We start from the raw sequence: 22,192 nt of genomic DNA on the forward strand, positions 1-22,192 counted from the left end.
TCGCTGCGTTTCGCTTCCTCAACGTACCGCTGCGGGTACGCCTTCGTCAGCGGGCCTTGCGAGGAACGCCGCTGCCGACGCCATACCAAACCGCCGTCCCACAGACAGATCACTAAACTCGCGGACGTTCCGCCGGAAACACCGGCGCCGGGAGCCCCGAAGCCGTGGGGGGTAGTGTAAATGGCAGCACAGCGGGTTTTGGTCCCGCTAGTACGGGTTCGACTCCTGTCCCCCCAGCCCCACAGAGGAGTAGCGACGTGGCCATAAGGGCGGTGGTGCTGGGTGCCGGCGAGGGCTCCCGGATGAAGTCGATCCTCCCCAAGGTGATCCATCCGGTGGCGGGGCGGCCGATGATCGAATGGGTCATCAACGCCACCGCATCCCTGGACCCGGTCCAGACGGTGGTGGTGGTCAAGCCGGATGCCGACCAGGTGGTGGCGATGCTGCCCGATGGGGCTAAACCGGTGGTGCAGCCCAAACAGCTGGGCACCGCACACGCCTTGCAATACGCCCTCGAAGTCATCCCGCTGGGTGCCGAAGACCATGTGCTGGTGGTACCCGCCGACACGCCTCTCATAACGAGCGACACGCTGGCCGAGATGGCCAAGCTCCACCGGCGGACCGGAGCGGCCGTCACCTGCGTCACCGCCAACATGGAGGATCCGACCGGTTACGGGCGGGTGGTCCGGGACGGCTGGGGCCGGGTGGAGAGGATCGTGGAACATGCGGACACCAACACCCACGAGCGGGAGATCAACGAGATCAACGGTGGCGTCTACATGTTCGACGGATCCTTGATCCGGGAGGCGGTGGCGCGCGTGGAGCGCGACAACGTCCAGGGTGAGTACTACCTGCCCGACATGGTGGCCATCCTCGGCGCGGAGGGGTACGGGATCAGCGCTTACCGGACCGATGCCGAAGAGTTGTCCGGTGTCAATACCCAGGATCAGCTCGCCGGTGTCACAGAGATCTTCCGGCGCCGTATCAATAGGGCTTGGATGCGGGATGGGGTCTGGATGCAGGACCCGGGCCGGGTCTACATAGACGCCTCGGTGCATCTCGAGGCGGGAGTGCACATCCTTCCGGGGGTGCACCTGGAAGGATCGACTTCGGTAGCGGGAGGCGCCGAGCTGGGACCCGACTGCTTCATCAGGGACAGCCGGATCGGCCCGGGCGCGAGGATTTGGTATTCCGTGCTCCGGGGCGTATCGGTGGGGGCGGATACCGAGGTCGGTCCCTTCGCCTCGCTTCGGCCCGGGGCGGAGTTGGGCGACGGCGCTAAGGCAGGCACCTTCGTGGAGGTCAAGAACTCGGTGGTCGGCGCCCGCGCCAAGGTTCCCCATCTCTCGTATGTCGGGGATGCCGAGATCGGCGAGGAGGCCAATGTGGGTGCGGGGACCATCACGGCCAACTATGACGGATACGACAAGCACCGGACCCGCATCGGAAGCCGGGCGCAGATCGGGTCCAATACCGTGCTGGTGGCGCCGGTCGAGGTGGGGGCGGAGGCCTACACGGGCGCCGGCTCGGCCATCACCCGCGATGTTCCGGATGGAGCCCTCGGTGTGGAAAGGGCTTCCCAGCGAGAGATCCCCGGCTATGCGAAACGGCGGAAAGCTCGCCACGAGGCCGGGTAGACGAGTGCTGAGGAGGACGGGGATCAACCTCCATGGTTGACCGCTGTCCCTCGACCGGACCCTCGTCCCCCGCAATAGGCCAACCGGACATTTTTCAGTACTCTCCTACGACATGGAGCTCGTAACCCGCAAACGCTTCATGCTGTTCACCGGATCGGCCAACCCCGGACTGGCCGAAGCGGTGGCCGACGAGCTGGGCGTGAGGCTCGGCAAGATCCAGCTGTCGCGCTTCGCCAACACGGAGGTGTACACCCGTCCTTCAGAGTCGGTCCGCGGGTATGACTGCTTCGTTATCCAGAGCCATGCCCCCGAGATCAACTTCCACATCATGGAGCAGTTGATCCTGATCGATGCCCTCAAGAGGGCATCAGCCCACCGTATCACCGCGGTGGTGCCGTTCTTCGGGTATGCCCGGGCCGACAAGAAGGTACGGCCGCGTGAACCCATCTCAGCCCGGCTGATGAGCGACCTCTTCCTGGCGGCCGGGGCGGACCGGATAGTGTCGGTGGACCTCCATACCGGCCAGATCCAGGGCTTCTTCCCCAAGCCGTTTGACCACCTGACCGCGCTGCCGATCGTGACCGACTATCTCAAGGAACGCCTGGATGGTCCTACCACCGTGGTCTCTCCCGACGCCGGTGGCGTGAAGCGGGCCGAGAAATACGCCCGTTACCTGGAGGCCTACGTGGCCTTCGTCCACAAGCGGCGCGAGCTTGATGTCCACAACGAGTCCCAGGCCCTGACCGTGGTGGGTGCGGTACGGGGGCGCAATGCGGTGATAGTGGACGACATGATCGATACTGGCGGCACCGTGGAGAATGCGGCCCGGTTACTACGCGAAAGAGGCGCCCGGACGGTGTACGTGGCGGCTACGCACCCCGTGTTGTCGCCCCCCGCCCTCGACCGGCTGAAGAAGGCTCCGATCGATGAGGTGGTGGTAACCGACACGCTACCGATCAGCAAGGAAGCTCGGGACTTCGACAAACTGACCCGGTTGTCGGTCGCTCCGATGCTGGCCGAGGCCTTGCAGGCGATCTTCATGGACAGCTCGGTGTCAGCCCTATTCCTCGGCGACAACAACTGAATGGCTCTCGATACCGAGGTCTTCCGGGTGAGGACCGGCTCCGATCCGGCCGTCGTCGACATCGGCTACCGGCTGGCCACGTTCGTGCAGGGCCGCGGCGATGGACTGCTGTCGGTGTTCGTACCCCATTCCACGGCCGGGCTGGCCATCATGGAGGTAGGCGCAGGGTCCGATAGGGACCTTCTCAGGTACCTGCGAGATGGTATGTCCCCGGACCGCTACCGCTGGGAACACCGGCACGGCGCTCCCGGTCATGGCGCCGATCACGTCATTCCCGCCTTCATATCGCCCAGCCTGGTGCTTCCCGTCCGGGGCGGTGCGCTGACCCTGGGCACATGGCAGACCGTCGTGCTGGTGGACACCAACGTGGGCAATCCGGTACGGGACGTGAGGCTTAGTTTCCTGGTCGCCTGAGCGTCCCCGTTCGCGCTCCGAGACGGGGGAGGACGATCCGTTCGCCGGGGAAGATGAGGTTGGGATCCCCGGAGCCGATCAGATCCCGGTTCATTTCGATCACCTGATTCCAGAGCGGGGCGATCTCCTCGGCGCCGGCCGTCCGGCCCAGGTGTGCGGCCAGGTAGCCGGCGGTGATCGACCACAGGTGGTCGCCCCGTCGCACTGTGTAGGTGACCGGCGCTTCCCCGTCTTCTATGAGGGCACCGAACGCTCCCTCGGCGAGGTGTGGAACCGGCACCGTGACCCCGCCGGCAGCCGGAGACGGTGTCGGGGGACGGTCCCGGTCGGGATTCGTGGCTGCCATGGGGACCGGGACGGTGGCGCCCGTAGGCGAGACCGGAAGGACCGCGCTTACTGCCGCGTCGAAGGTGGCTCCGTGGTGCTCGGCCGTGACGGCATACGGAACCGGAGGGGCATGGGCTGCGCCAACCGGCGTCGAGATGGACAGGCTCCCGACCGCCAGCACCAGCGCCGCGGCGCGGCGGGCCAGATGGCGGATGGGAGCGATCGCTATCCACCGGGTCGCTCGCACCGCAACCGGGATCCGCGTCACGTAGGCGAGGACCGAGAGGACGGTAGTAAGGCCGACCCATGCGGTGATGGCGGCTGCGAGGAGCCAGACCGTTCCGTAAACCGCCTCCTCCGGGTCGGCGGTGAGGATCCGTCCCGGAGGGGGAAGCCACGATGACTCCCTCAAGCGGAGGAGCAGTAGGGCGCTGCCGGCCACTCCGGAGCCCAGGGCGGCCATCTGGATGAGCGTGCGTATCGGTCTCATGACGTATACGTATCGCGCCATACCGAGGCTTTCAAGACCCTTGTCAGGTGCAAGAATTTCGAGACCGACAAAAGTTTGTGAAGGAAATCACTTGCGGGCCGGCGAGCGGCGCGGTTAGTCTTTCTACCGCAAGTCGGCTCGCCGGCTCTTAATTTGGCCCGTCCTTGTGAAATACTTCACAAGCAAGGGGGTTGAACCCCAAAACTCCGAGGCGTACGGCGCTGCGCCTGGACGGAGGGGGAGCCGAGATCCGACGGCTTCGCGACTAGAAGGTGTAAGACCGTGTTGACCATAACCGAGCCGGACTGGCGTGAGATAGCCGCATGCCGGGACTCCGAGCCGAGTCTTTTCTTCCCCATCGGCACGACGGGGTTGGCCATCGAGCAGATCCAGGAAGCCAAGGGCATCTGCTCGCTCTGCCTGGTGACGGATGAGTGCTTGCAGTACGCGCTCCAGACCAACCAGGAGGCTGGGGTCTGGGGAGGTTATGCGGAGGATGAGCGGCGCCGGCTCCGTAAGCGCTGGATGGCCGAGCGGCGCCGGGCGGCGAGCTGAACCCGAGCGGATGAGCACCTCGTCTCGGCGGGAGCACGAGGCGCCCGGGGGTGTCAAGACATCCGGTCCCGTCGCACCCCACATGGTGAGGTGACCGTTCCTAGGCCTGATTATTCATGTCCCCAGCACGCCGACGCGGATCAGGCCACTTCAACCACATCTTTTGCGCAGAGGCCACCTGTCACCTGCTAGGTGACACCACACCCGGCCGGAGGATCGGGTAGCCAAGATGTTGGCTTTGACCCTGGTCAGGGAGATGAAGCGCCCGTTTCCTGTCACCCGCCCAAACCCCCCATCCATGAATAATTGGGGCTACCGGCCGAAGCCCACAGCCTTGTCGGGGGACTCCACCAACTCGATGAAGGCGATGCGCTCCAGCGGGACTCCTATGTCGCCACCCTTGGCGTCCTGGAACCACAGGAGGGACACGCCGTCGCTATAGGCGTCCTCGAGCAGCGTGACGATCTCGTCCTTGCTTCCGGCTTCCACCTCGATCTCACGTCCGGTATCCGCGATTCCGATACGTGCTCTCACCCCGAACCTCCCCGGTCTTTGTGAGCTGGATGCGCCCAGGATCGTAAACCAGTGGCCACTGTCCACCGACCACTGACCACTGATCTAACCGGCCTTTCGGTGAGCGGTCTGCTCCATGGTCGCCTCGACGGAGGCCTTCAGGGCTTCGAGCAGATCCACCACCCGGGTCGGTTCCTGGGTCTCCGAGGCGACGATTTCCTTGCCCTCGATCTTCTGGCGCACCAGTTCCTCGATCTTCTCGCGGGTGGTGTCCGTCCAATGCTCGGGCTCGAAATCCGTGGCGAGGTTCTCGATCAGCATCTTGGCCATTGCCAACTCGCTCTCCAGAGGCTCCACCTCCGTCTCGAGGTTCTCGAAGTCGGCGGCGCGGATCTCGTCCGGCCAGTACATGGTCTCCAGAACGAGCAGGTCTTTCTGCGGCCTGATCGCTGCCAGGTGCTGGCGGGACCTGATCGCCACGGTTGCGATCGCGACCCGGTCGGTCTCGGCCAGGGCGGTCCGGAGGAGGTGGTAGGCCTTCTCTCCGGTGGGACCGGGTTCCAGGTAGTAGGAGGTGCGGTAGTAGACGGGGTCAATCTGGAGCGCGTCGACGAAGGCCGCCACATCGACGATGCGGGGGCCGCCCTGGTAGGCGGCCGCGGCGATCTCCTCATCGGTCAGGACCACGTACCGGCCCTTCTCGAACTCGTACCCGCGCACGATCTCCTCCCGAGGGACCTCGCGACCGTCGGCATCGGCAACCTTGCGATACCTGATCGGGCTGTGGTCCTGCTGGCGGAGCTGGCGGAACTTGGGCCGCCGGCTGGTCGTGGCCGGGTACAGGCGAACGGGAATGGTCACCAGGCCGAACGATACGGCGCCGCTCCATATTGGTCGCATGATCTGGAGTCTAGGGGCGTGCCGGAAAGACCCCGGTCAAAGGGTTCGCTGATCGCTCGTTACCGTCGGGTCAGGCGGCTTACCAACAAGCGAACCCTGCGAGGCTCGTTTTCCGGCACCGCCCTACGAGGGTGCCGGAACGAGGAAGGAGAGAGGCGTGCTCGGACCCGGTCCGCTCCTCTGTGGACAAAGCGCGGGCGGCTGTTCTATACTCCATCGACCCACCAACGGCAGGAAACCACCTGCCATCCGGCCGGGGCGCCGCGTTCTCTCCCCCTAGAACCGCGCCCCGGCCTTCCAATTCCCAGCGCCTGCAGAGTGCGGCGCCGCCCCACCCGATCCCGGCGTACTGTTAGGCTTCGCGGCCCGCATTCGAGCGCTAGCCCTCGTAGCTCAGGGGATAGAGCACCGGCCTCCGGAGCCGGGTGCGCAGGTTCGAATCCTGCCGAGGGCGCCTAGCTGGTCTGAAGTCAGGCGTCTGTAGCTTGTAGTCGGCAATCAGCGTTGACTCCGTTTAACCCCGATTATTCATGGTAGGGGTTTGTCCGGGTGACGGAATTGGTTGTTCCATGATCCTGGCCTGGAGTCATGGCCATTCGACGGCCCCATCTTCCGGCCGGGTGCGGAATCAGCCGCCGGGTGAAAGGTGGCCGCTTGCGAATGATGTGGTTGAAGTGGCCTGATTCGTGTTGGTGTGCTGGGAAGGAACAATCAGGGTTAACAACTGATCGGAGACCAGCAACCACCAACTAGTAACCAATCATCTAGTCTGGTGCGGCCCACTCCCCAGAAGGTTCGCTATGGCGCTGCGCGATGTGCTTCCCTTGACCTGGAACCTACGGAACGACCGAGCCTCGATCGGTGGCGTCCGGCTGGCCGCGATCGCAGAACACTTCGGAACACCTGCGTACGTTTTCGACATGGCCCACCTCGAGGCGCGCCTGGATGAATTCACGAGCGCCTTCAACGGCATCGGTGTGCCCGTGTACGCCACCAAGGCCTTCATCTGCCCTGCCCTGGCCGAGATGGTCTGGTCACGGGGCTGGTGGGCCGACGTGGTGTCGGTCGGAGAGACCGCCATCGCCCGGCGAGGAGGGATTCCGGCATCCCGCATCCTCCTCCACGGCAATCTGAAATCCGAGGCCGAGATCGACCTGGCCGCCTCGGGACAGGTTGGAATCACGGTCATCGACAGCCTGGGCGAGATCGACCGGCTGGCCCGGGCCGCCCGGGCGGCGGGTCGTACCGTGGACGTGATGATCAGGCTCAACGAGGCGGTCGACCTGGTCACCAACCGGAAAGTCCTCACCACGGGCGATCACGCCAAGTTCGGGTTGTCGCCGGACGCGACCGACCAGGCCATAGCCGGGGTGGCCGCCACCGAAACCCTCCGGCTACGAGGGCTGCATCTCCATGCCGGGAGCCACATAACCGACCCGGAACTCTACGCCCGGATCCTGGGCCGCCTGGCGGCGGTCGTGACGCGGAACCGGTCGGCCTTCACCACCACGCCGGTCCTTCTCGACGTGGGAGGCGGCATGGCCTCGCCATACCTGCGTGCCGATGCGACGATCAGCCCGGCCGAGGTGGCCGCCGCCCTGCGGCGAGCCCTCGGGTCGCCGGAGATCGTGGAGCGGATCGGACCGGTCGAGGTAATGGTGGAGCCGGGACGGGCGCTGGTGGCCAACGCGGGGGTACTGCTCTACACGGTCGGGGTTCGCAAGCCGTTGCCGGGCGGCGGAGAGATGCTGGCCCTGGACGGCGGCCTCACCGACAACCCGAGACCGGCCCTGTACGACTCCCGGTACGAGTTGTTGGCCGATGGCCGGCTCGACCAGCCGGCGGACCATCCCTTCCGGGTCTTCGGCCGGATGTGCGAGACCGACGTGATGCTCGAGGAGGTCCTGCTACCGGCGACCATGGCCCCCGGCGATCTGGTTGCCATGCCCGCGGCGGGCGCCTACACCTTCGCCATGTCATCCCGCTACAACGTGCTGCCCCGCCCACCCGTCCTGTTCGTCAAGGACGGCGAGGTGCGGGAGGTGGTGCGTCGGGAGACACTCGAGGAGGTCCTGGCGGGTCAAAGAACATTGAATGAGACCGAACCGTTGGTCGTCTAGGAGGGTACTGAAAAATGTCCAGCCGGCCCGATAACCGGAAACAAAATCCCAGGCAGAAGTATCGCGGGCCAACCCATCCCCGTCTTTTTCAGCACCCTCCACGCGTGGATGGGAGCAGAGTATGAGCATGCAGATCGGTGTCGGGTTCCTGGGCGCCGGCACGGTCGGGAGCGCCCTCATCCGCCGGCTCATCTACGAGTCGGACGCGATCGCCGCCAAGACGGGCCTAGACCTGGTGGTACGCGGGATCGCGGTCCGTGACCTCGCCAAGGACCGAGGGATCGTGATCCCTCCCGGGTTGCTGACCGATCGCCCTCGCGACGTGGTGGACGACCCCACGGTCCAGATCGTGATCGAGGTCATGGGAGGTCTGGATCCGGCGGGAGACCTGGTGATGAGAGCCCTCAACTCCGGTAAGGCCGTGGTGACGGCCAACAAGGAACTGATGGCGTCGCGGGGGCGCGACCTGCTGGCCGCTGCCGAAACCGCAGGTGTCTCGCTGCTGTTCGAGGCGGCCGTGGGAGGAGGTATCCCGATCATCCGCCCCCTCTCCGAGTCGCTGGCCGGCGAGAGGATCACCTCGGTGCTCGGAATCGTGAACGGCACCACCAACTACATCCTGACCCGCATGGTGGAGGAGGGAATCGCCTACGAGGAAGTGCTGGCCGAGGCGCAGGAGTTGGGTTATGCGGAAGCCGATCCCACCGCCGACGTGGGCGGCGGCGACGCGGCCTCCAAGGCCGCCATCCTGGCCAGCCTGGCCTTCGGGACCTGGGTGGACGGTTCACAGGTCACCAGGGAGGGCATCCAGGACCTCAGGACCGAGGACTTCGTGTTCGCCCGCCGGCTCGGCTACATCCCCAAGCTCCTGGCGATCGCCGAGTATTCCGAAGACAGCATCGCGGTTCGCGTGCATCCCACGCTCGTGCCGTTGGATCACCCCCTCGCCTCGGTCCGGGGAGCCACCAACGCCATATACGTCTCCGGTCCTTCGATCGGCGAGCTGTTGTTCACCGGTCCCGGAGCCGGAGGAGAGCCGACCGCTACGGCTCTGCTCGGCGATGTGATCATGTCGGCGCGGGAACGCCTGGCCGGGACGCAGGTCAAATCACGGATCCGCTTCGCATCGGGTCGCCTCCGGGACGTGGCGGACTTCTCGACCAAGTGGCTGATCCGGACTACCGTGGCGGACCGCCCTGGCGTGCTGGCCCAGATAGCGGCGGTATTCGGCCGTAACGAAGTGTCGATCAAGTCGGTCTGGCAGGATGGGCGCGGCGACGTGGCCACCCTCCTGCTGGTGACACACGAGTCCCCCGAGGGGGACCTGCAGCTGGCGGTATCCGAGCTGGCCGGGCTCGAAGTCGTATCCGAGGTGGATTCGGTCATGCGGGTCTACAACGACGAGCCCTGAGTGTCGGTCCGGCTGGTCTCGACCCGAGGCGGCCCGGCGGTCGACATGCCGGCCGCCGTCCTCGCCGGGCTGGCGCCCGACGGAGGTCTGTACGTTCCCGAGGAGTGGCCTCGTCTTGATCCCACCGGTCTGGACGCCGGTTCGGGCTTCGCGGCGGTGGCCACCGCGGTCCTCGGGCTGTTCACATCCGACCTGCTGTCCGCCCCCCGGCTGGAACGGCTGGTAGGGGAGGCGTTCGCTCGCTTCGACCACCCCGAGGTGGCGCCCCTGGTGGAACTCGGTCAGGACCTCTACCTGATGGAGTTGTTCTGGGGCCCCACCCTTGCCTTCAAGGACTTCGCTCTCCAGGTCCTCGGCCGGCTGGTCGACGTGGCGCTGGGCGAGCGCGGCGGCAACGCCATGATCCTCGGCGCCACGTCCGGCGACACCGGTTCGGCGGCCATGGAGGCGTTTCGGGATAGGGAGCGGGTGGACGTGGTGATCCTGTTTCCCGAGGGGCGGACCACCGAAGTTCAGCGCCGGCAGATGACCACCATCGACGCGCCCAACGTCCACGCCGTAGCGGTGCAGGGGACCTTCGATGACTGCCAGGACCTGGTCAAGGGCGTGTTCTCCGATCCCGCGGCTCGGGAAGACCTGTCGCTGTCCACGGCCAACTCGATCAACTTCGGCCGGCTGATCACGCAGGTCGCCTACTACTACTGGGCGGTGGCGCGGCTGGGCGGGCCGGTCTCGTTCGCCGTTCCCAGCGGCAACTTCGGCAATGTCTATTCCGGTTATGCCGCCACCCGGATGGGCCTCCCGGTGCGGCGCCTGGTCGTGGGGAGCAATGCCAACAACGTGCTCGACGGGTTCTTCCGGGACGGCCGGCTGGACCTCGGTACCGTGATCCCGACCCTGAGCCCCTCGATGGACATCCAGGTCCCGTCCAATCTGGAACGTCTCCTGTTCGACCTGTTCGGGAGGGACGGGGAGAGGCTGGTGGCCGCCATGATCCGGCTGCGCGAGGAGGGCTCTCTCACGGTTACGGCCGGGACGGATGACCTCTTCGTGTCGAGGTGGTACGACGACGAGGACACGATGGCGACGATGCGGGAGGTATACCGATCCTCGGGGAGGATCGTGGACCCGCACTCGGCGGTCGGGATAGCGGCAGCTCGGGACTCGGCGCCGGATGGCCCGGTGGTCTGCCTGGCGACCGCCCACCCGGCCAAGTTCGCCGACGCGGTCGAGAGTGCTCTCGGCCGGCCGTCACCCGTTCCTGCGGCACTCGAGGGCATCCACGATCGCCCCGAGCGGGTCACCCGGATCCCGAGGGATCTGGGCGCCGTCCACCGGTTGCTCAGGGAGAAAAGCCGCTTCGCCTAGGAATCTCCTAGCCTCTCGTCGTTGCTGAGGTGTTAGTCCGTCTCGAGTCCATAGCCGGTGACCGACGTCCTGTCCCATCACGACCCACCCGCCATTGGTGGCTTCGGGCTTGGGGGACTTGGAAGGCCACATCTACGCTGCTCCTCGGAGGGCGAGCGTGGCGGCGTGCAGTTCGCAAGGTACATTCTATTCCCGCGCTGGTGACGGGCGTACTCGGCGCGCGACAAGCCCGCGGCGCCAGCACAGGATGGTGGGTTGTGCGACTGCCTCACCAACGAGCATTTCTGCGATGTGGATACGAATCCGTTGAGGCTGCGCGATTTCGTGGGGTTGGCTGCCTTGTTAGCGCTCGCAGCGGCAGCGTGTGGCTCCGAGGAGGCCGCCGTGCCGGCGTCGGTTGCCCGGGCCGATGCAACGACTACCACGTTTGCGGCGGTTGAGGAGGCCTCTCCCACCGCTGGAGCGGTGGAGGTTGCGGAGGCGGGGACGGAGGTTGTTGAGGAGGAGGCGCCCGTTACTACTGAGGTCGTGGAGGTGGTTGTTGAGGAGGCTTCCCCCGCCGCTGGAGCGGTGGAGGTTGCGGAGGTCGGGACGGAGGTTGTTGAGGAGGAGGCGCCCGCTACCACTGAGGTCGTGGAGGTGGTTGTTGAGGAGGCTTCTCCCACGACTACTACTGAAGCCATGGTGGAGGCGGCTGCCGACACGGGACCGTTACGCCTTGCCGCCGACGTGCTGGCTGAACTGCAGGTAGCGCCCGAACAGCGTTCAGGCTACGACCGCGAGCACTTCCCTCACTGGAGCGACATGGACGGCGACGGATGCGACACCCGCAGGGAGGTGCTCATCCGCGACTCGCGGGTTCAATCGACACTCGATCCGAACCGCACCTGCTGGGTCGTCTCGGGCCTCTGGTACTCGCACTACGACGGGGAGTGGGTGGAGGGCCCGTCATCGCTGGACATCGATCATCTGGTTCCGCTGGCGGAAGCCTGGGATTCGGGCGCGCACAGTTGGGAGCCGGATCGGCGGGAGGAGTTCGCCAACGAAGAGGGTGCACTGCTGGCCGTGACCGCCCGGTCCAACCGGGCGAAAGGCGCCTCCGACCCGGCAAGGTGGATGCCTTCGAACGAGGACTTCACATGCCCGTACGCGGCCGCTTGGATAGCTGTCAAGGCGAGGTGGAACCTGACCATGGATCACGAGGAGTCGGATTTCCTGCAACGGTTGCTGGCCGGGAGGTGCTCAGGATCCACCCTCCATATCCGGACTCCCGTGCTGGCTTTCCCGGTCTTGGATACGCCGACCCTGGATACTCCGACCCTGGATACTCCGACCCTGGATACTCCGGGGGGCGGGACCGAGGTCCCGCCCGATCCGGGCGATTCCAAGAATTGTTCCGATTTCTCGACGCAGGGCCAAGCCCAGGAATGGTTCGATACCTATTTCCCCCACTACGGGGATGTGGCCCGGCTGGACCGGGACGAGGACGGGGTGGTCTGCGAGAGCCTGCCCGCCGGTTAGCCCGGAGCCGGCATCCGGCTTCCGGTGTCTGGTTTCCGGGTCCCCGCCACGGCCCACTGGCTCCTGATTCGCCACACCATCCCCGTGTGTTAACATCCGGGTACCGCCCGCCTAGTTGCCGGGCGACCATATCCCGCCACAGGAGCATTTGTACCTGTTCCGGTGTTCCCGCCTAGGGCCGTGGCGGTCTCCCGAGATTGCGGCCGGGGCCGTAGTGGCCTCGCCGGTCGATCCAGATCCAGAGTCTTTCCGGTCCGGTTAAGGACCGGCGAGTACCGGTACGGAGATCCCGAGCGGTCCAACCGGAATTGGAATTGTCGGGGCATGAGGCGCCCCCGACCTTGGTCGGGCGAGCACTTACGGAGGAACCAGAATGGCCACCCGATCAGAGCTACAGACTAAGAACATCAAGGACCTGCGCACCATCGCATCGGCGGTCGGCATAGAGGTCGATGGCCTGCAGAAGGCGAAGCTCATCGACGCGATCATGGGAGCAGACGGCTTTGAGGTGGCGGACGAGGCACCACAGGTCGAGTTGCCTGATGCGACTGTCCGGGACAGCCGCGTGGAGGAGAACGGAAGTGCCGCATCGGCGTCCGAAGTCCCGGGTGGTGAGACCGGTTCACCGTCGGGCCGGGATCGCTCGGTGCGGCGGGGCCCGGACGGGGGCGCACCGCGCGGTCAACGCGGGCCGCAGAAGGGCGGACCGGGCGGGAGGCGCCGCCGCAGGCGAGGGCCCGCCGACCGCTCCGTCCCGGATGGCCCGGCCGAGGTTCGCGAGGGCGCTTTGGACATCCTTCCCGAGGGGTACGGGTTCCTCCGGTGTTCGGGTTACCTTCCCAGCGAGAAGGACGTATACGTTTCGGCCGGACAGATCCGCAAGTTCGCCCTCCGGAAGGGCGATGTGCTGAGCGGCCCGGTGCGGGCGCCGCGCAGCCAGGAGAAGTTCCCCGCCCTCGCCCGGATCGAGAAGAGCAACGGGATGTCGCCGCAGGAGGCGCGCGGGCGTCCCAAGTTCTCCAACCTCACCCCCCTCTTCCCCGATGTCCGGCTGCGGTTGGAGGTGCCCGGGAGGTCCCGGAGCACGCTCACCCGCATCATCGACCTGATCGCTCCCATCGGGAAGGGCCAGCGGGGCCTGGTCGTCTCGCCGCCGAAAGCCGGGAAGACCACCGTCCTGAAGGAGATTGCTCAGGCGATCTCGGCCAACAACCCCGAGTGCTACCTCATGGTGGTGCTGGTAGACGAGCGCCCCGAAGAGGTCACGGACATGCAGCGCTCCGTGAAGGGCGAGGTCATCTACTCGACGTTCGACCGGCCCGCCGAGGAGCACACCCAGGTCTCGGAACTGGCCATAGAGCGGGCCAAGCGGATGGTGGAGATGGGCACCGACGTGGTGATCCTGCTGGACTCCATCACGCGGCTCGCCCGGGCCCACAACCTGGCCACGCCGGCTTCCGGGCGTATTCTCTCGGGCGGGGTCGATTCCACCGCTCTCTACCCACCCAAGCGGTTCTTCGGAGCGGCCCGGAACATCGAAGAGGGTGGGAGCCTCACCATCATCGGAACTGCTCTGGTAGAGACCGGTTCGAAGATGGACGAGGTGATCTTCGAGGAGTTCAAGGGGACCGGCAACATGGAACTACGCCTCGACCGTCGGCTGGCCGACCGGCGGGTCTACCCGGCCATCGACATCGCTTCCTCGGGCACGCGGCGGGAGGAACTCCTCTTCGATCCGGACGAGCTCCAGCAGGTCTGGAAGCTGCGCCGGGTGCTCCTGGGCCTGGAGCCGGGGGCCGCACTCGAGTTGCTGATCGACAAGCTGAGAACCTCGAAGTCGAATGCCGACTTCCTGGCGGAAGTGGCCAGGTCGCGCAACTAGACCGCAAACCGGCGCCGGCGGGTGCCGTTGTGGAACCTAACCTGGGAGGACGTGGCATAATCCCGTGGCTTGTGAGACCCGGCCCGAGGCGGCTTCCGCTGCCGCTGTCCAGGCACCAGAGCGAGAACAGGAGGACACGTGAAGCGTGACATACATCCCGAGTACCGACCCGTGGTGTTCCAGGACCCCTCGGTCGACTTCGCGTTCCTGACCCGATCGACCATCCGCACCCACGAGACCATCGTCTGGGAGGATGGCCAGACCTATCCCCTGGCCCGGGTCGAGATATCGAGTGCGAGCCATCCGTTCTTCACCGGCAAGCAGAAGCTGGTGGACACGGCGGGACGGGTGGAACGTTTCGAGCGGCGCTACGGCAGGACGGCCCGTGATCGGGGAGACGCGGGCAAGCCTTCCTAGTCCGCCTCGGGTAGCCGGCACATGTCCGAGTCCCCGGTATCGACCGTCGGAGGTCAGGCTGTAATCGAAGGGGTGATGATGCGGGCGCCATCCGCCTGGTCGGTGGCGGTCCGCAGCCCTTCCGGTGAGATAGAAGGCGTCCGCCACCGGCTACCGAGGCTCAGTTCGCGCTCTCGATGGGCCAGGGTCCCGCTGGTCCGGGGCGTGCTGGTGTTGGGGGAGAGCCTCACCCTGGGCTTCCGCGCTCTGGCGTGGTCGGGGCAGCGCTCGGTCGGAGAGGACGAGAAGCCCGTCACCAAGGGTCAGATGGCGGGTTCCATGACCATCGCCGCCATCTTCTTCGTGGGGTTCTTCATAGTCGTTCCGCTGCTGGTGGTCCGCTGGGGTGGCCTGAATGCTTCGTCATGGGTGTTCCACCTGGTCGAGGCCACCATCCGGATCGCCTTGCTGGTCGGCTACGTGTGGCTGATCGGGCGCTGGGAGGAGATAGGACGCGTCTATGCCTACCACGGCGCCGAGCACATGACCATCCATGCCTACGAGGCGGGCGATCCGCTCGATCGGGACCACATCGGCGCCTACCGCCCGGAGCACCCGCGGTGCGGGACCAGCTTCCTGCTGCTGGTCATGCTCACCGCCATCGTGGTGTTCAGCCTGGTGGGCAGCCTTCCGTGGTACGGCCTGATCGCGAGCCGGGTGGTGCTGATTCCGGTGGTGGCCGGCATTTCCTACGAGCTCCTCAAGCTGGGCGGAGCGCAAGCGGATAGGCCCGTGGGCAGGGTTCTCACCGCTCCGGGCCTTTGGTTGCAGCGACTCACGACGCGGGTTCCCGAGACGAACATGATCGATGTGGCGGTGGCCGCGTTGCTGTTCGCGCTGACGGACGAGGAAGTCGACGAGGTAGCCCGGAGGGGTCCGATCATCCCCGAGGCGCTGAGCGCCACGGGCAGGTAGGTGGAGAGTGGTGGACCAGGGGCTGACCGATCGGCTCACCGAGATCGAGCAGGAATACGGTGAGGTCGAGGGCCTGCTGGCCGATCCGGCGGTGCTGGGCGACCCGATCCGGTACGGCGAGGTCTCCCGCCGCTACGCCGAACTCCGGCCGCTGGTCCAGACCTTCCGGTCGATAACGGCGGCGGTCGACGACGCCCGAGAGGCGATCGAGCTGGCCGATATCGAGACCGACCCCGATCTTGCTGCGGAACTGCGCGAGCTGGCCGTGGCCCGCCAGCAGGAAGCCGACCGCATGGCCGGCGAGCTCCGGGCCGCGCTCACGCCCAGCGACCCGGACGACGCTAAGGACGCCATCGTCGAGATCCGGGCCGCTGCCGGGGGAGCGGAAGCGGCTCTGTGGGCCGCGGAACTGCTCCGCATGTACCAGCGGTTCGCCGAGGCGGAGGGCTTCACTTGGGAGCCGATCGACAGCGCGGCTGCGGAGGGCGGAGGGCTCAGCTCGGTCACCTTCGGAGTAACCGGTCGTGGGGCGTTCGCGAGGCTCAAGTTCGAGGCCGGGGTCCACCGGGTGCAGCGGGTTCCGAGGACAGAGTCCCAGGGGCGGGTCCATACCTCCACGGCCACGGTGGCCGTGATGCCTGAAGCCGAAGAGGTCGATGTGCAGATCGACGCGGGCGACGTCAAGGTCGACACGTTCCGGTCGTCGGGGCCGGGAGGGCAATCCGTGAACACCACCGACTCGGCCGTCCGGATCACCTATCTGCCCACCGGACTGGTTGTTACCTGCCAGGACGAGAAGTCCCAGCTCCAGAACAAGGAAAAGGCCTTCCGGGTGCTCCGGGCCCGGCTGTACCAGGAAGAGCACCTGGCCCGCGCCGCGGAGCGCGCCGCGGGTAGGCGGTCGCAGATCGGCACCGGTGATCGGTCCGAGAAGATCCGGACGTACAACTTCAGGGAGAACCGGGTGACCGATCACCGGATCGGCCTCACCATCAGGCGCCTCCCGCAGGTCCTCGACGGCAATCTGTCCGAGTTCGTCGACGCCCTCACATCGGAGCAGGCCACCCGGCGGATGGTCGGCGAGTGATCTTCTTCGTTCGCTTCCCGCCCGACGCCGACCTCTCCGCCGAGGCCATCGAGGAGATCGTGCAGAGCTGTCTCGGCCGGTCCGGCTCCGTGATTGGGGCATCGGAAGGCGCGATAGACGTGGAACTGTCCGGTGGGAATCCGGCCGCAGCCCTGGCGGTACTGGCGGCCGAGCTTCGGGCAGCCGGACTCCCGCCTTCAACGATGATCGACATCCCATCGCGGGGCTTGCGTCTAGGGATTCACGAGGTCTAGTGGTCTGTCTGTGGGATGGCGGTGTGGTATGGCGTCGGCAGCGGTGTCCCTCGCAAGGCCCGCTGACGAAGGCGTACTCGCAGCGGTACGTCGAGGAAGCGGAACGCAGCGACGGGACGCCGATGGCCGCCAGAGCACCCGGTTGTAGCGCAGACAGACCACTAGGAGGGTGTCGCCAGTACGTGGATCCGTGGGCCGGCCGGGGGTGAGAGCAGCGAATGGCCACCGGCGGCTACAGGTCGGCGGCGTCAACTCCAGACTCCTGATCGGAAGTTGCAGCCTGCCATCCCATGAGGTGGTGCGGTTGCTCGCAGCCATCACGGGCCGATCTCGCGCCGAACTGCTGAGCGGCATGGTGATCGATCGGTCCACGGTGAACATGTTCTACCGGCTGGTGGAGCAACGCTCGGCCGGGATGCCACTCCAGTACCTGGAGGGAACGGTGCAGTTCGGGCCCTTGGAGCTGCTGGTGGACGACCGGGTCCTCATCCCCCGGCCCGAGACGGAGCAGCTGTGGGAGAAGACCCTCGATCTGGTTCCCGACGGGGCCTGCACCGTCGTCGACATGGGCACCGGCTCCGGCTGCCTGGCGATCGGCATCGCCCACCAGCGGCCGGCGGCGCGCGTCATCGCGACCGACATCAGCCGTGACGCCCTCGATCTGGCCCGGCTCAACGCCGCCCTCATGCAGGTGGAAGCCGAGTTCTGCCTGGGGGATCGCTTCGATGCGCTCCATCAGTCTTTGCGCGGCGACGTCGATGTGATCGTCACCAATCCCCCCTACGTCTCGGACTCGGAGTGGCTCGAGCTGCCTCCCGAGGTTCGAGACTACGAGCCCCGCCTGGCCCTGGCGGCCGGCGACGGGCTCCACATCTTCCGGTACCTGGCATCGGAGGCGCCGTCGTGGCTGGCGCCCGGTGGCGCCCTCGTGGCCGAGATAGGAGACCGGCAGGGGGCCAAGATTCGCTGGGCGTTCAGGGGCCCGCCGTGGGAGGCGAGCGTCCTGCCCGACCTGGCCGGACGGGACAGGTTCCTGATCGCCAGGATCACCGCATGAGCCTCGACGCGGCGCTGGTGGCGCTGCGGGCCGGCCGGGTGGTCGGGGTGCCCACGGACACCGTCTACGGCCTGGCGGTCGATCCTGCCGACGAGGAGGCGGTCCGGTCACTCTTCCGGATCAAGGGGCGCGGGTGGAGCCTACCGCTGGCCGTTCTGGCGGCCTCGTTCGATCAGGTCGACAAGCTCGTCCATTGGGCCGAGGCGGACAGGCGGCTCGTCGAACCCCACTGGCCGGGGCCGCTCACCGCCGTGCTGAGCACCAGGGTGTCGTTGGCGGCGGGTGTCGGCGACCACGACCGCGGCACGCTGGCGGTGCGGATCCCGGATCACGACCTCCTGAGAAGGTTGCTGGCGCGCTCCGGCCCCCTGGCGGTCACTAGCGCCAATCCGAGCGGTTCGGCGCCCGCGCTGGACAGCGTCCAGGCTCGGGCGCTGTTCGGCGGTCGGGTGTCCGTGTACGTGGAGGGGGAGCGGCAGGGAGGAGAGGCGTCGACCGTGGTCGATCTGACCCGCGTCCCCCCGGTCGTGCTACGCGAGGGACCGATACCTTCTAGCTTTAGTCGCTAGTTTATTGTTTCTAGTCGAATCGTTTCAACTAACAACTAACAACTAGCAACTAGCTCGACTCGGCGGCCAGGGTACGGCGGCGGGTGATCTCGGCCGATATGGCCGGGACGACCTGGTGGAGGTCGGCTATCACGGCCCAGTCGGCCTTGGTGACCATGGGCGCGTCGCGGTCGATGTTGATGGCCAGGACGTTCTTGGCGTTCATCATCCCCACCCAATGCTGGATGGCGCCGGAGATGCCGCAGGCGACATAGAGGTCGGGGGCCACCACGGTCCCCGTCTGGCCCACCTGGAACTTGTGGTTCTTCCAGCCGTTGTTGGTGACCACTCGGGAGCAACCCACCGCGCCTCCCAGCAAGTCGGCCAACTCCTCGATGATGTCGAAGGCCTCTGCGCTCCCGACCCCGCGTCCACCGCTCACAACCACCGGGGCGGTGGCGAGCGTGATGCCCTCCGAGACGGTTACCCGGTCCACCACCATGGTCACGGCGTCGGACTGGTCCAGCTCGGGGGTGAACTCCGCGACCATTCCGGCCGCCGGCTCACCGGCGGTAGCGGCTTCCGTGCTGTGGGGAGCGAGGGTCACCAGCTTGACCGGTGCGGACAGCCGGGCCCGCTCGTGGAGGCTTCCACCCCACCGGACCCGCGTCATCAGCCAGTCGTCGCCGTCCTGCTCTATCTCCAGGCAGTTCGCGACCATGGCCAGGTCGGTCCGGGCGCCGACCTGGGCCATCACTTCGTTGCCGCGGTCGGTGCCCGTGGCGATCACCGCCCCGGCCCCCGACATCCCGGCCAACTGGACGAGGCTCTCCGCCCAGGCGTCCGGGCCGTAGTCGACAAGCAGATCGTGGCGCACCAGGTGGATGCGTTCGGCGCCGTAGGCATCGAGACCGCCGGAGGCCGAAGCCGCGCCGGCGCCGATCACGACCGCGTGGAGTTCGGCGCCCAGGTTCTCGGCCAGTAGCCGAGCGCCGGTCATCCCACCGAGCGCGGTCTCGTCGATCCGGCCCCGATCATGCTCGACCAGGTAGAGGAAGATGCTCATACCAGACCCAGGCTTTCCATGATGTCCACGATTGTCGGTACAGCTTCCGGACCCTCGCCGAGAATCTCGACCGCCGATCCCGCATCGGGCGGGGTCATCAGCATCACCTTCGATTGGCCGCTCGAGCCGGCAACCGGCTCCATGGTCTCCACCGGCGCCCGGCGAGCCGCCATGCGACCCTTCAACGTCGGGTAACGGGGCAGGTTGATCCCCTCCTTGACTCCGACCACCGCCGGCATCGGCAGGCGGTACACCTCCCAGCCGGATGGGGTCTCACGACGGGCGGCGATCGAATCCCCCTCGGTGTCGATGCCCTTGATGCCGGTAACCATCGGGCGTCCAAGGGATCGAGCCGCCCGGATGCCGACCTGGAAGCCGCCGGAGTCGGCCGATTCGTTGCCGAACAGGACTAGGCCGAACGGCTCGCCCTGCTCCTCCTCCAGCCGGGCAATGGCCGAGACCAGGGCTGCGGACGTGGAAACCGGGTCCCAGTCGGGGGTATCGCTGGGAAGCAGGACCACCGAGGTGGCGCCGACGGCCACCGCAGCGCGCAGTTGCTCCTCGGCCTCGGGCGGACCCAACGTCAGGACGGTTACGGACCCGCCCTCGCGTTCCACTATCCGTACCGCCTCCTCGACGGCGCACTCCTCGTGGGGGCTGATCGCGAAGCCAAGCAGCGAGGCGTCGATGTCCTGGGCGTCCGGTGTGAGCACGATCTTCGCTCCGGGCGCCGGGACCCGCTTGACACAAACCAGAATCCGCATGTCAGAACCTCGCTCGACCCTGGGCTGGCGCTTTCAGCTCTTCATCCGGCTGTCGTCCGGATCGAACAGAGGCCTGGAGCCGACCCGGGCCACCTTCACCGGGAACAATTCGTTCTGGTACATGATCTGGAGACTACGGCCCTCCTGGGCGAACTCGGGCGGCAGGTAGCCCAGGAACAGGTACGTGTCGAGGGACGGCGACGCCCCGGCCGAGGTCACCCTCGAGACCCGACCCTTGCGGTCCACGATCCGGTCACCGTCCAGGGTGAGGATGGGCTCGTTCCCGCCCATCGGGAACCGGGCGACTCCTGACGTGGAAACGTAGCTCTCCAGGTTCAGGGTGCAGCACACCGCGGCGGGCTCCTCCTCCCGAGCCTCCAGGTAGGCCGCCTTGCCTACGAAGTCGGCCTTCTTCACCAGGCGCCGGGCGAGGCCCGCTTCCACCGGGTTGTACTCGGACTCGAGCTCGGCGCCCATCAACCGGTAGCCCTTCTCCAGGCGGCCGGTGGTCCCGTAGACGCCGGCGCCCACCGGTACCACTCCCAGGTCCTGGCCGGCCTCCCAGAGCGTCTCCCACAGCATCGGGGCGTGCTCCATGCCGGTGTACACCTCCCAGCCGAGCTCGCCCACGTAGGAGATGCGGAACATGGTGACGGGGATCGAGCCGATGGTGGCATGCTTCCAGGTTCCATACGGGAACCCCTCGTGGGAGACGTCGTCATCGATGACTTTCTGGACCAGCCGCCTGGCGTTCGGGCCCCAGACGCCGATGGTCGACATCGAAGAGGTGACGTCGGTGAAGGTGACGCAGTCGCTCTCCGGTAACCATTTCCGGAACCAGTAGGCGTCGCGGGCGCCGTCAAAGCCCCCGGTTATGACCCGGAAGTGGTCCTCTCCCATGCGCAGGATGGTCAGGTCGGAGCGGAACCCGCCCTCCTCGGTGAGCAACGGTGTGTAGATGCCGCTTCCCACCGGGCGGTCCACCTGGTTCACGGTCATGTACTGCACGAACTGGAGCGCGCCGGAGCCGGTGATGTCGAAGATGGCGAAAGCGGTCAAGTCGACCATGCCCACCCGGTCTCGAAGGGCGAGGTGCTCGGCGTTCTGGATGGGCGACCACCAGCGGCGGTCCCACTCGTGGGGGCGTTCGGGTATCCGGTCGCCGTACTCCTCGAGCAGGGGAGCGTTCGACTCGTACCAGTGGGGCCGCTCCCATCCGCCCGCCTCGAAGTACACCGCCCCCAGCGCCGACGTGGCGGCGTGGAGGGTGCTGACCCGGCTGTTACGCCGGCTGTCCCACTGCTCCCGCGGGTGGACGATCCCGTAGGTCTTGTTGAAGTGCTCCGCGCACCTGGCCAGGATGTGGCCCTCCGTCTTCATGTAGGGGTAGAAGCGGGCGATGTCGGAGGCGTGCGGGTCGATCTCGGGGTAGCCCTGGGTCATCCACTCGGCCAGGGCCCGACCCGTGCCGGGACCTTCCTTGATCCAGATGGCGGCGCACGACCATAGGTTCTTGACCTCGGGCGTCTCGCCGACCAACGGCATGGCGTCGGGGGTCAACGAGAGCAGCCCGTTGATGCCGTACTTGATCTCCGCATCGCCCAGGAAGGGCATCAACTCGACCGCCTGCTCGAGTTGCGGGTCGAAGTCGTCCATGGTCAGGGGAAGCTCGGTGGGCGACAGGCGGGCCTCCTCGATGGACGGGATGGTGTCGGGGTGATGGAAGATCGGCCGGTGGGCGTAGGAACCGACCTCCATGGACCCCCCCGTCTGGCGCTCGTAGCAGAACGTGTCCATGTCCCGGACGATCGGGTAGCCGATCT

The 22,192-nt window shown here is 66.6% G+C and carries 21 protein-coding genes and 2 tRNA genes; 17 read left to right on the forward strand and 6 right to left on the reverse strand.

The features are described from left to right. Nucleotides 1-165: 165 nt before the first annotated feature. The 4 genes from OXM57_09525 (at nucleotide 166) to OXM57_09540 (ending at nucleotide 3,135) form a co-directional block, all read left to right on the forward strand. A tRNA-Gln gene (locus tag OXM57_09525) sits at nucleotides 166-237 on the forward strand. A 20-nt stretch (nucleotides 238-257) separates the two neighbouring features. Next, nucleotides 258-1,637, forward strand: coding sequence for a bifunctional UDP-N-acetylglucosamine diphosphorylase/glucosamine-1-phosphate N-acetyltransferase GlmU (glmU, locus tag OXM57_09530; GenBank protein ID MDE0352918.1), 1,380 nt, complete (start codon nucleotides 258-260; stop codon nucleotides 1,635-1,637). Between the two features lie 112 nt (nucleotides 1,638-1,749). Then, nucleotides 1,750-2,721, forward strand: a complete 972-nt coding sequence (locus tag OXM57_09535; protein MDE0352919.1) for a ribose-phosphate diphosphokinase — start codon at nucleotides 1,750-1,752, stop codon at nucleotides 2,719-2,721. After that, nucleotides 2,722-3,135: a YjbQ family protein gene (locus OXM57_09540; GenBank protein ID MDE0352920.1), complete on the forward strand. Its 414-nt coding sequence runs from the start codon at nucleotides 2,722-2,724 to the stop codon at nucleotides 3,133-3,135. On the opposite strand, the gene OXM57_09545 is transcribed toward OXM57_09540, so the two are convergent. Then, a complete protein-coding gene (locus OXM57_09545) occupies nucleotides 3,116-3,952 on the reverse strand; it encodes a hypothetical protein (protein ID MDE0352921.1) in 837 nt (278 codons plus the stop codon). The two genes, OXM57_09540 and OXM57_09545, sit on opposite strands and share 20 nt — an antisense overlap. A 291-nt stretch (nucleotides 3,953-4,243) precedes the next feature. Here OXM57_09545 and OXM57_09550 point away from each other — a divergent pair, with 291 nt between their 5' ends. Next, nucleotides 4,244-4,507: a WhiB family transcriptional regulator gene (locus OXM57_09550; protein ID MDE0352922.1), complete on the forward strand. Its 264-nt coding sequence runs from the start codon at nucleotides 4,244-4,246 to the stop codon at nucleotides 4,505-4,507. A 312-nt stretch (nucleotides 4,508-4,819) separates the two neighbouring features. Here OXM57_09550 and OXM57_09555 read toward each other — a convergent pair whose 3' ends face one another. Both OXM57_09555 and OXM57_09560 read right to left on the reverse strand, forming a co-directional pair. Then, nucleotides 4,820-5,041 carry a DUF3107 domain-containing protein gene (locus OXM57_09555; protein ID MDE0352923.1) on the reverse strand — a complete coding sequence of 74 codons (222 nt, stop codon included), beginning with the start codon at nucleotides 5,039-5,041 and terminating at the stop codon, nucleotides 4,820-4,822. 84 nt (nucleotides 5,042-5,125) lie between these two features. Continuing rightward, a complete protein-coding gene (locus tag OXM57_09560; protein MDE0352924.1) occupies nucleotides 5,126-5,920 on the reverse strand; it encodes a Ku protein in 795 nt (264 codons plus the stop codon). A 382-nt stretch (nucleotides 5,921-6,302) separates the two neighbouring features. On the opposite strand from OXM57_09560, the gene OXM57_09565 reads away from it, so the two are divergent. The 12 genes from OXM57_09565 (at nucleotide 6,303) to OXM57_09620 (ending at nucleotide 18,560) form a co-directional block, all read left to right on the forward strand. Beyond that, nucleotides 6,303-6,374 (forward strand) — tRNA-Arg (locus OXM57_09565). A gap of 346 nt (nucleotides 6,375-6,720) precedes the next feature. Then, complete coding sequence (gene lysA, locus OXM57_09570; protein ID MDE0352925.1) at nucleotides 6,721-8,040, forward strand: diaminopimelate decarboxylase; 1,320 nt, start codon at nucleotides 6,721-6,723, stop codon at nucleotides 8,038-8,040. A 121-nt stretch (nucleotides 8,041-8,161) separates the two neighbouring features. After that, nucleotides 8,162-9,451, forward strand: a complete 1,290-nt coding sequence (locus tag OXM57_09575) for a homoserine dehydrogenase (protein MDE0352926.1) — start codon at nucleotides 8,162-8,164, stop codon at nucleotides 9,449-9,451. Further along, complete coding sequence (thrC, locus tag OXM57_09580) at nucleotides 9,452-10,819, forward strand: threonine synthase (GenBank protein ID MDE0352927.1); 1,368 nt, start codon at nucleotides 9,452-9,454, stop codon at nucleotides 10,817-10,819. A 384-nt stretch (nucleotides 10,820-11,203) separates the two neighbouring features. Continuing rightward, nucleotides 11,204-12,340, forward strand: a complete 1,137-nt coding sequence (locus OXM57_09585; GenBank protein ID MDE0352928.1) for a DUF1524 domain-containing protein — start codon at nucleotides 11,204-11,206, stop codon at nucleotides 12,338-12,340. A 373-nt stretch (nucleotides 12,341-12,713) separates the two neighbouring features. Next, nucleotides 12,714-14,222, forward strand: coding sequence for a transcription termination factor Rho (gene rho, locus OXM57_09590; GenBank protein MDE0352929.1), 1,509 nt, complete (start codon nucleotides 12,714-12,716; stop codon nucleotides 14,220-14,222). Nucleotides 14,223-14,360: 138 nt separating this feature from the next. Further along, a complete protein-coding gene (locus OXM57_09595; GenBank protein ID MDE0352930.1) occupies nucleotides 14,361-14,639 on the forward strand; it encodes a type B 50S ribosomal protein L31 in 279 nt (92 codons plus the stop codon). Between the two features lie 21 nt (nucleotides 14,640-14,660). Then, nucleotides 14,661-15,593 carry a DUF1385 domain-containing protein gene (locus OXM57_09600; protein ID MDE0352931.1) on the forward strand — a complete coding sequence of 311 codons (933 nt, stop codon included), beginning with the start codon at nucleotides 14,661-14,663 and terminating at the stop codon, nucleotides 15,591-15,593. Nucleotides 15,594-15,615: 22 nt separating this feature from the next. Further along, on the forward strand, nucleotides 15,616-16,680 hold the full coding sequence (gene prfA / locus OXM57_09605; protein MDE0352932.1) for a peptide chain release factor 1: 1,065 nt from the start codon (nucleotides 15,616-15,618) through the stop codon (nucleotides 16,678-16,680). After that, on the forward strand, nucleotides 16,677-16,934 hold the full coding sequence (locus OXM57_09610) for a hypothetical protein (GenBank protein MDE0352933.1): 258 nt from the start codon (nucleotides 16,677-16,679) through the stop codon (nucleotides 16,932-16,934). The genes prfA and OXM57_09610 overlap by 4 nt, the downstream gene beginning before the upstream one ends. Before the next feature lie 205 nt (nucleotides 16,935-17,139). Beyond that, the gene (gene prmC / locus OXM57_09615; protein MDE0352934.1) at nucleotides 17,140-17,991 is read left to right on the forward strand and encodes a peptide chain release factor N(5)-glutamine methyltransferase; all 852 of its coding nucleotides are present in this window, start codon (nucleotides 17,140-17,142) and stop codon (nucleotides 17,989-17,991) included. Further along, nucleotides 17,988-18,560 (forward strand): L-threonylcarbamoyladenylate synthase, encoded by a 573-nt coding sequence (locus tag OXM57_09620; GenBank protein MDE0352935.1) that lies wholly within the window; start codon nucleotides 17,988-17,990, stop codon nucleotides 18,558-18,560. The genes prmC and OXM57_09620 overlap by 4 nt, the downstream gene beginning before the upstream one ends. Nucleotides 18,561-18,609: 49 nt before the next feature. On the opposite strand, the gene OXM57_09625 is transcribed toward OXM57_09620, so the two are convergent. The 3 genes from OXM57_09625 to OXM57_09635 form a co-directional block, all read right to left on the reverse strand. Further along, on the reverse strand, nucleotides 18,610-19,605 hold the full coding sequence (locus tag OXM57_09625) for an electron transfer flavoprotein subunit alpha/FixB family protein (protein ID MDE0352936.1): 996 nt from the start codon (nucleotides 19,603-19,605) through the stop codon (nucleotides 18,610-18,612). Further along, nucleotides 19,602-20,369: an electron transfer flavoprotein subunit beta/FixA family protein gene (locus tag OXM57_09630; GenBank protein MDE0352937.1), complete on the reverse strand. Its 768-nt coding sequence runs from the start codon at nucleotides 20,367-20,369 to the stop codon at nucleotides 19,602-19,604. The genes OXM57_09625 and OXM57_09630 overlap by 4 nt, the downstream gene beginning before the upstream one ends. Nucleotides 20,370-20,402: 33 nt before the next feature. Further along, nucleotides 20,403-22,192 (reverse strand): FAD-dependent oxidoreductase (locus OXM57_09635; GenBank protein MDE0352938.1); only part of this gene is annotated, 1,790 nt, incomplete at its 5' end.

The organism is bacterium (genome assembly GCA_028820935.1).
GTDB lineage: Bacteria > Actinomycetota > Acidimicrobiia > Spongiisociales > Spongiisociaceae > Spongiisocius.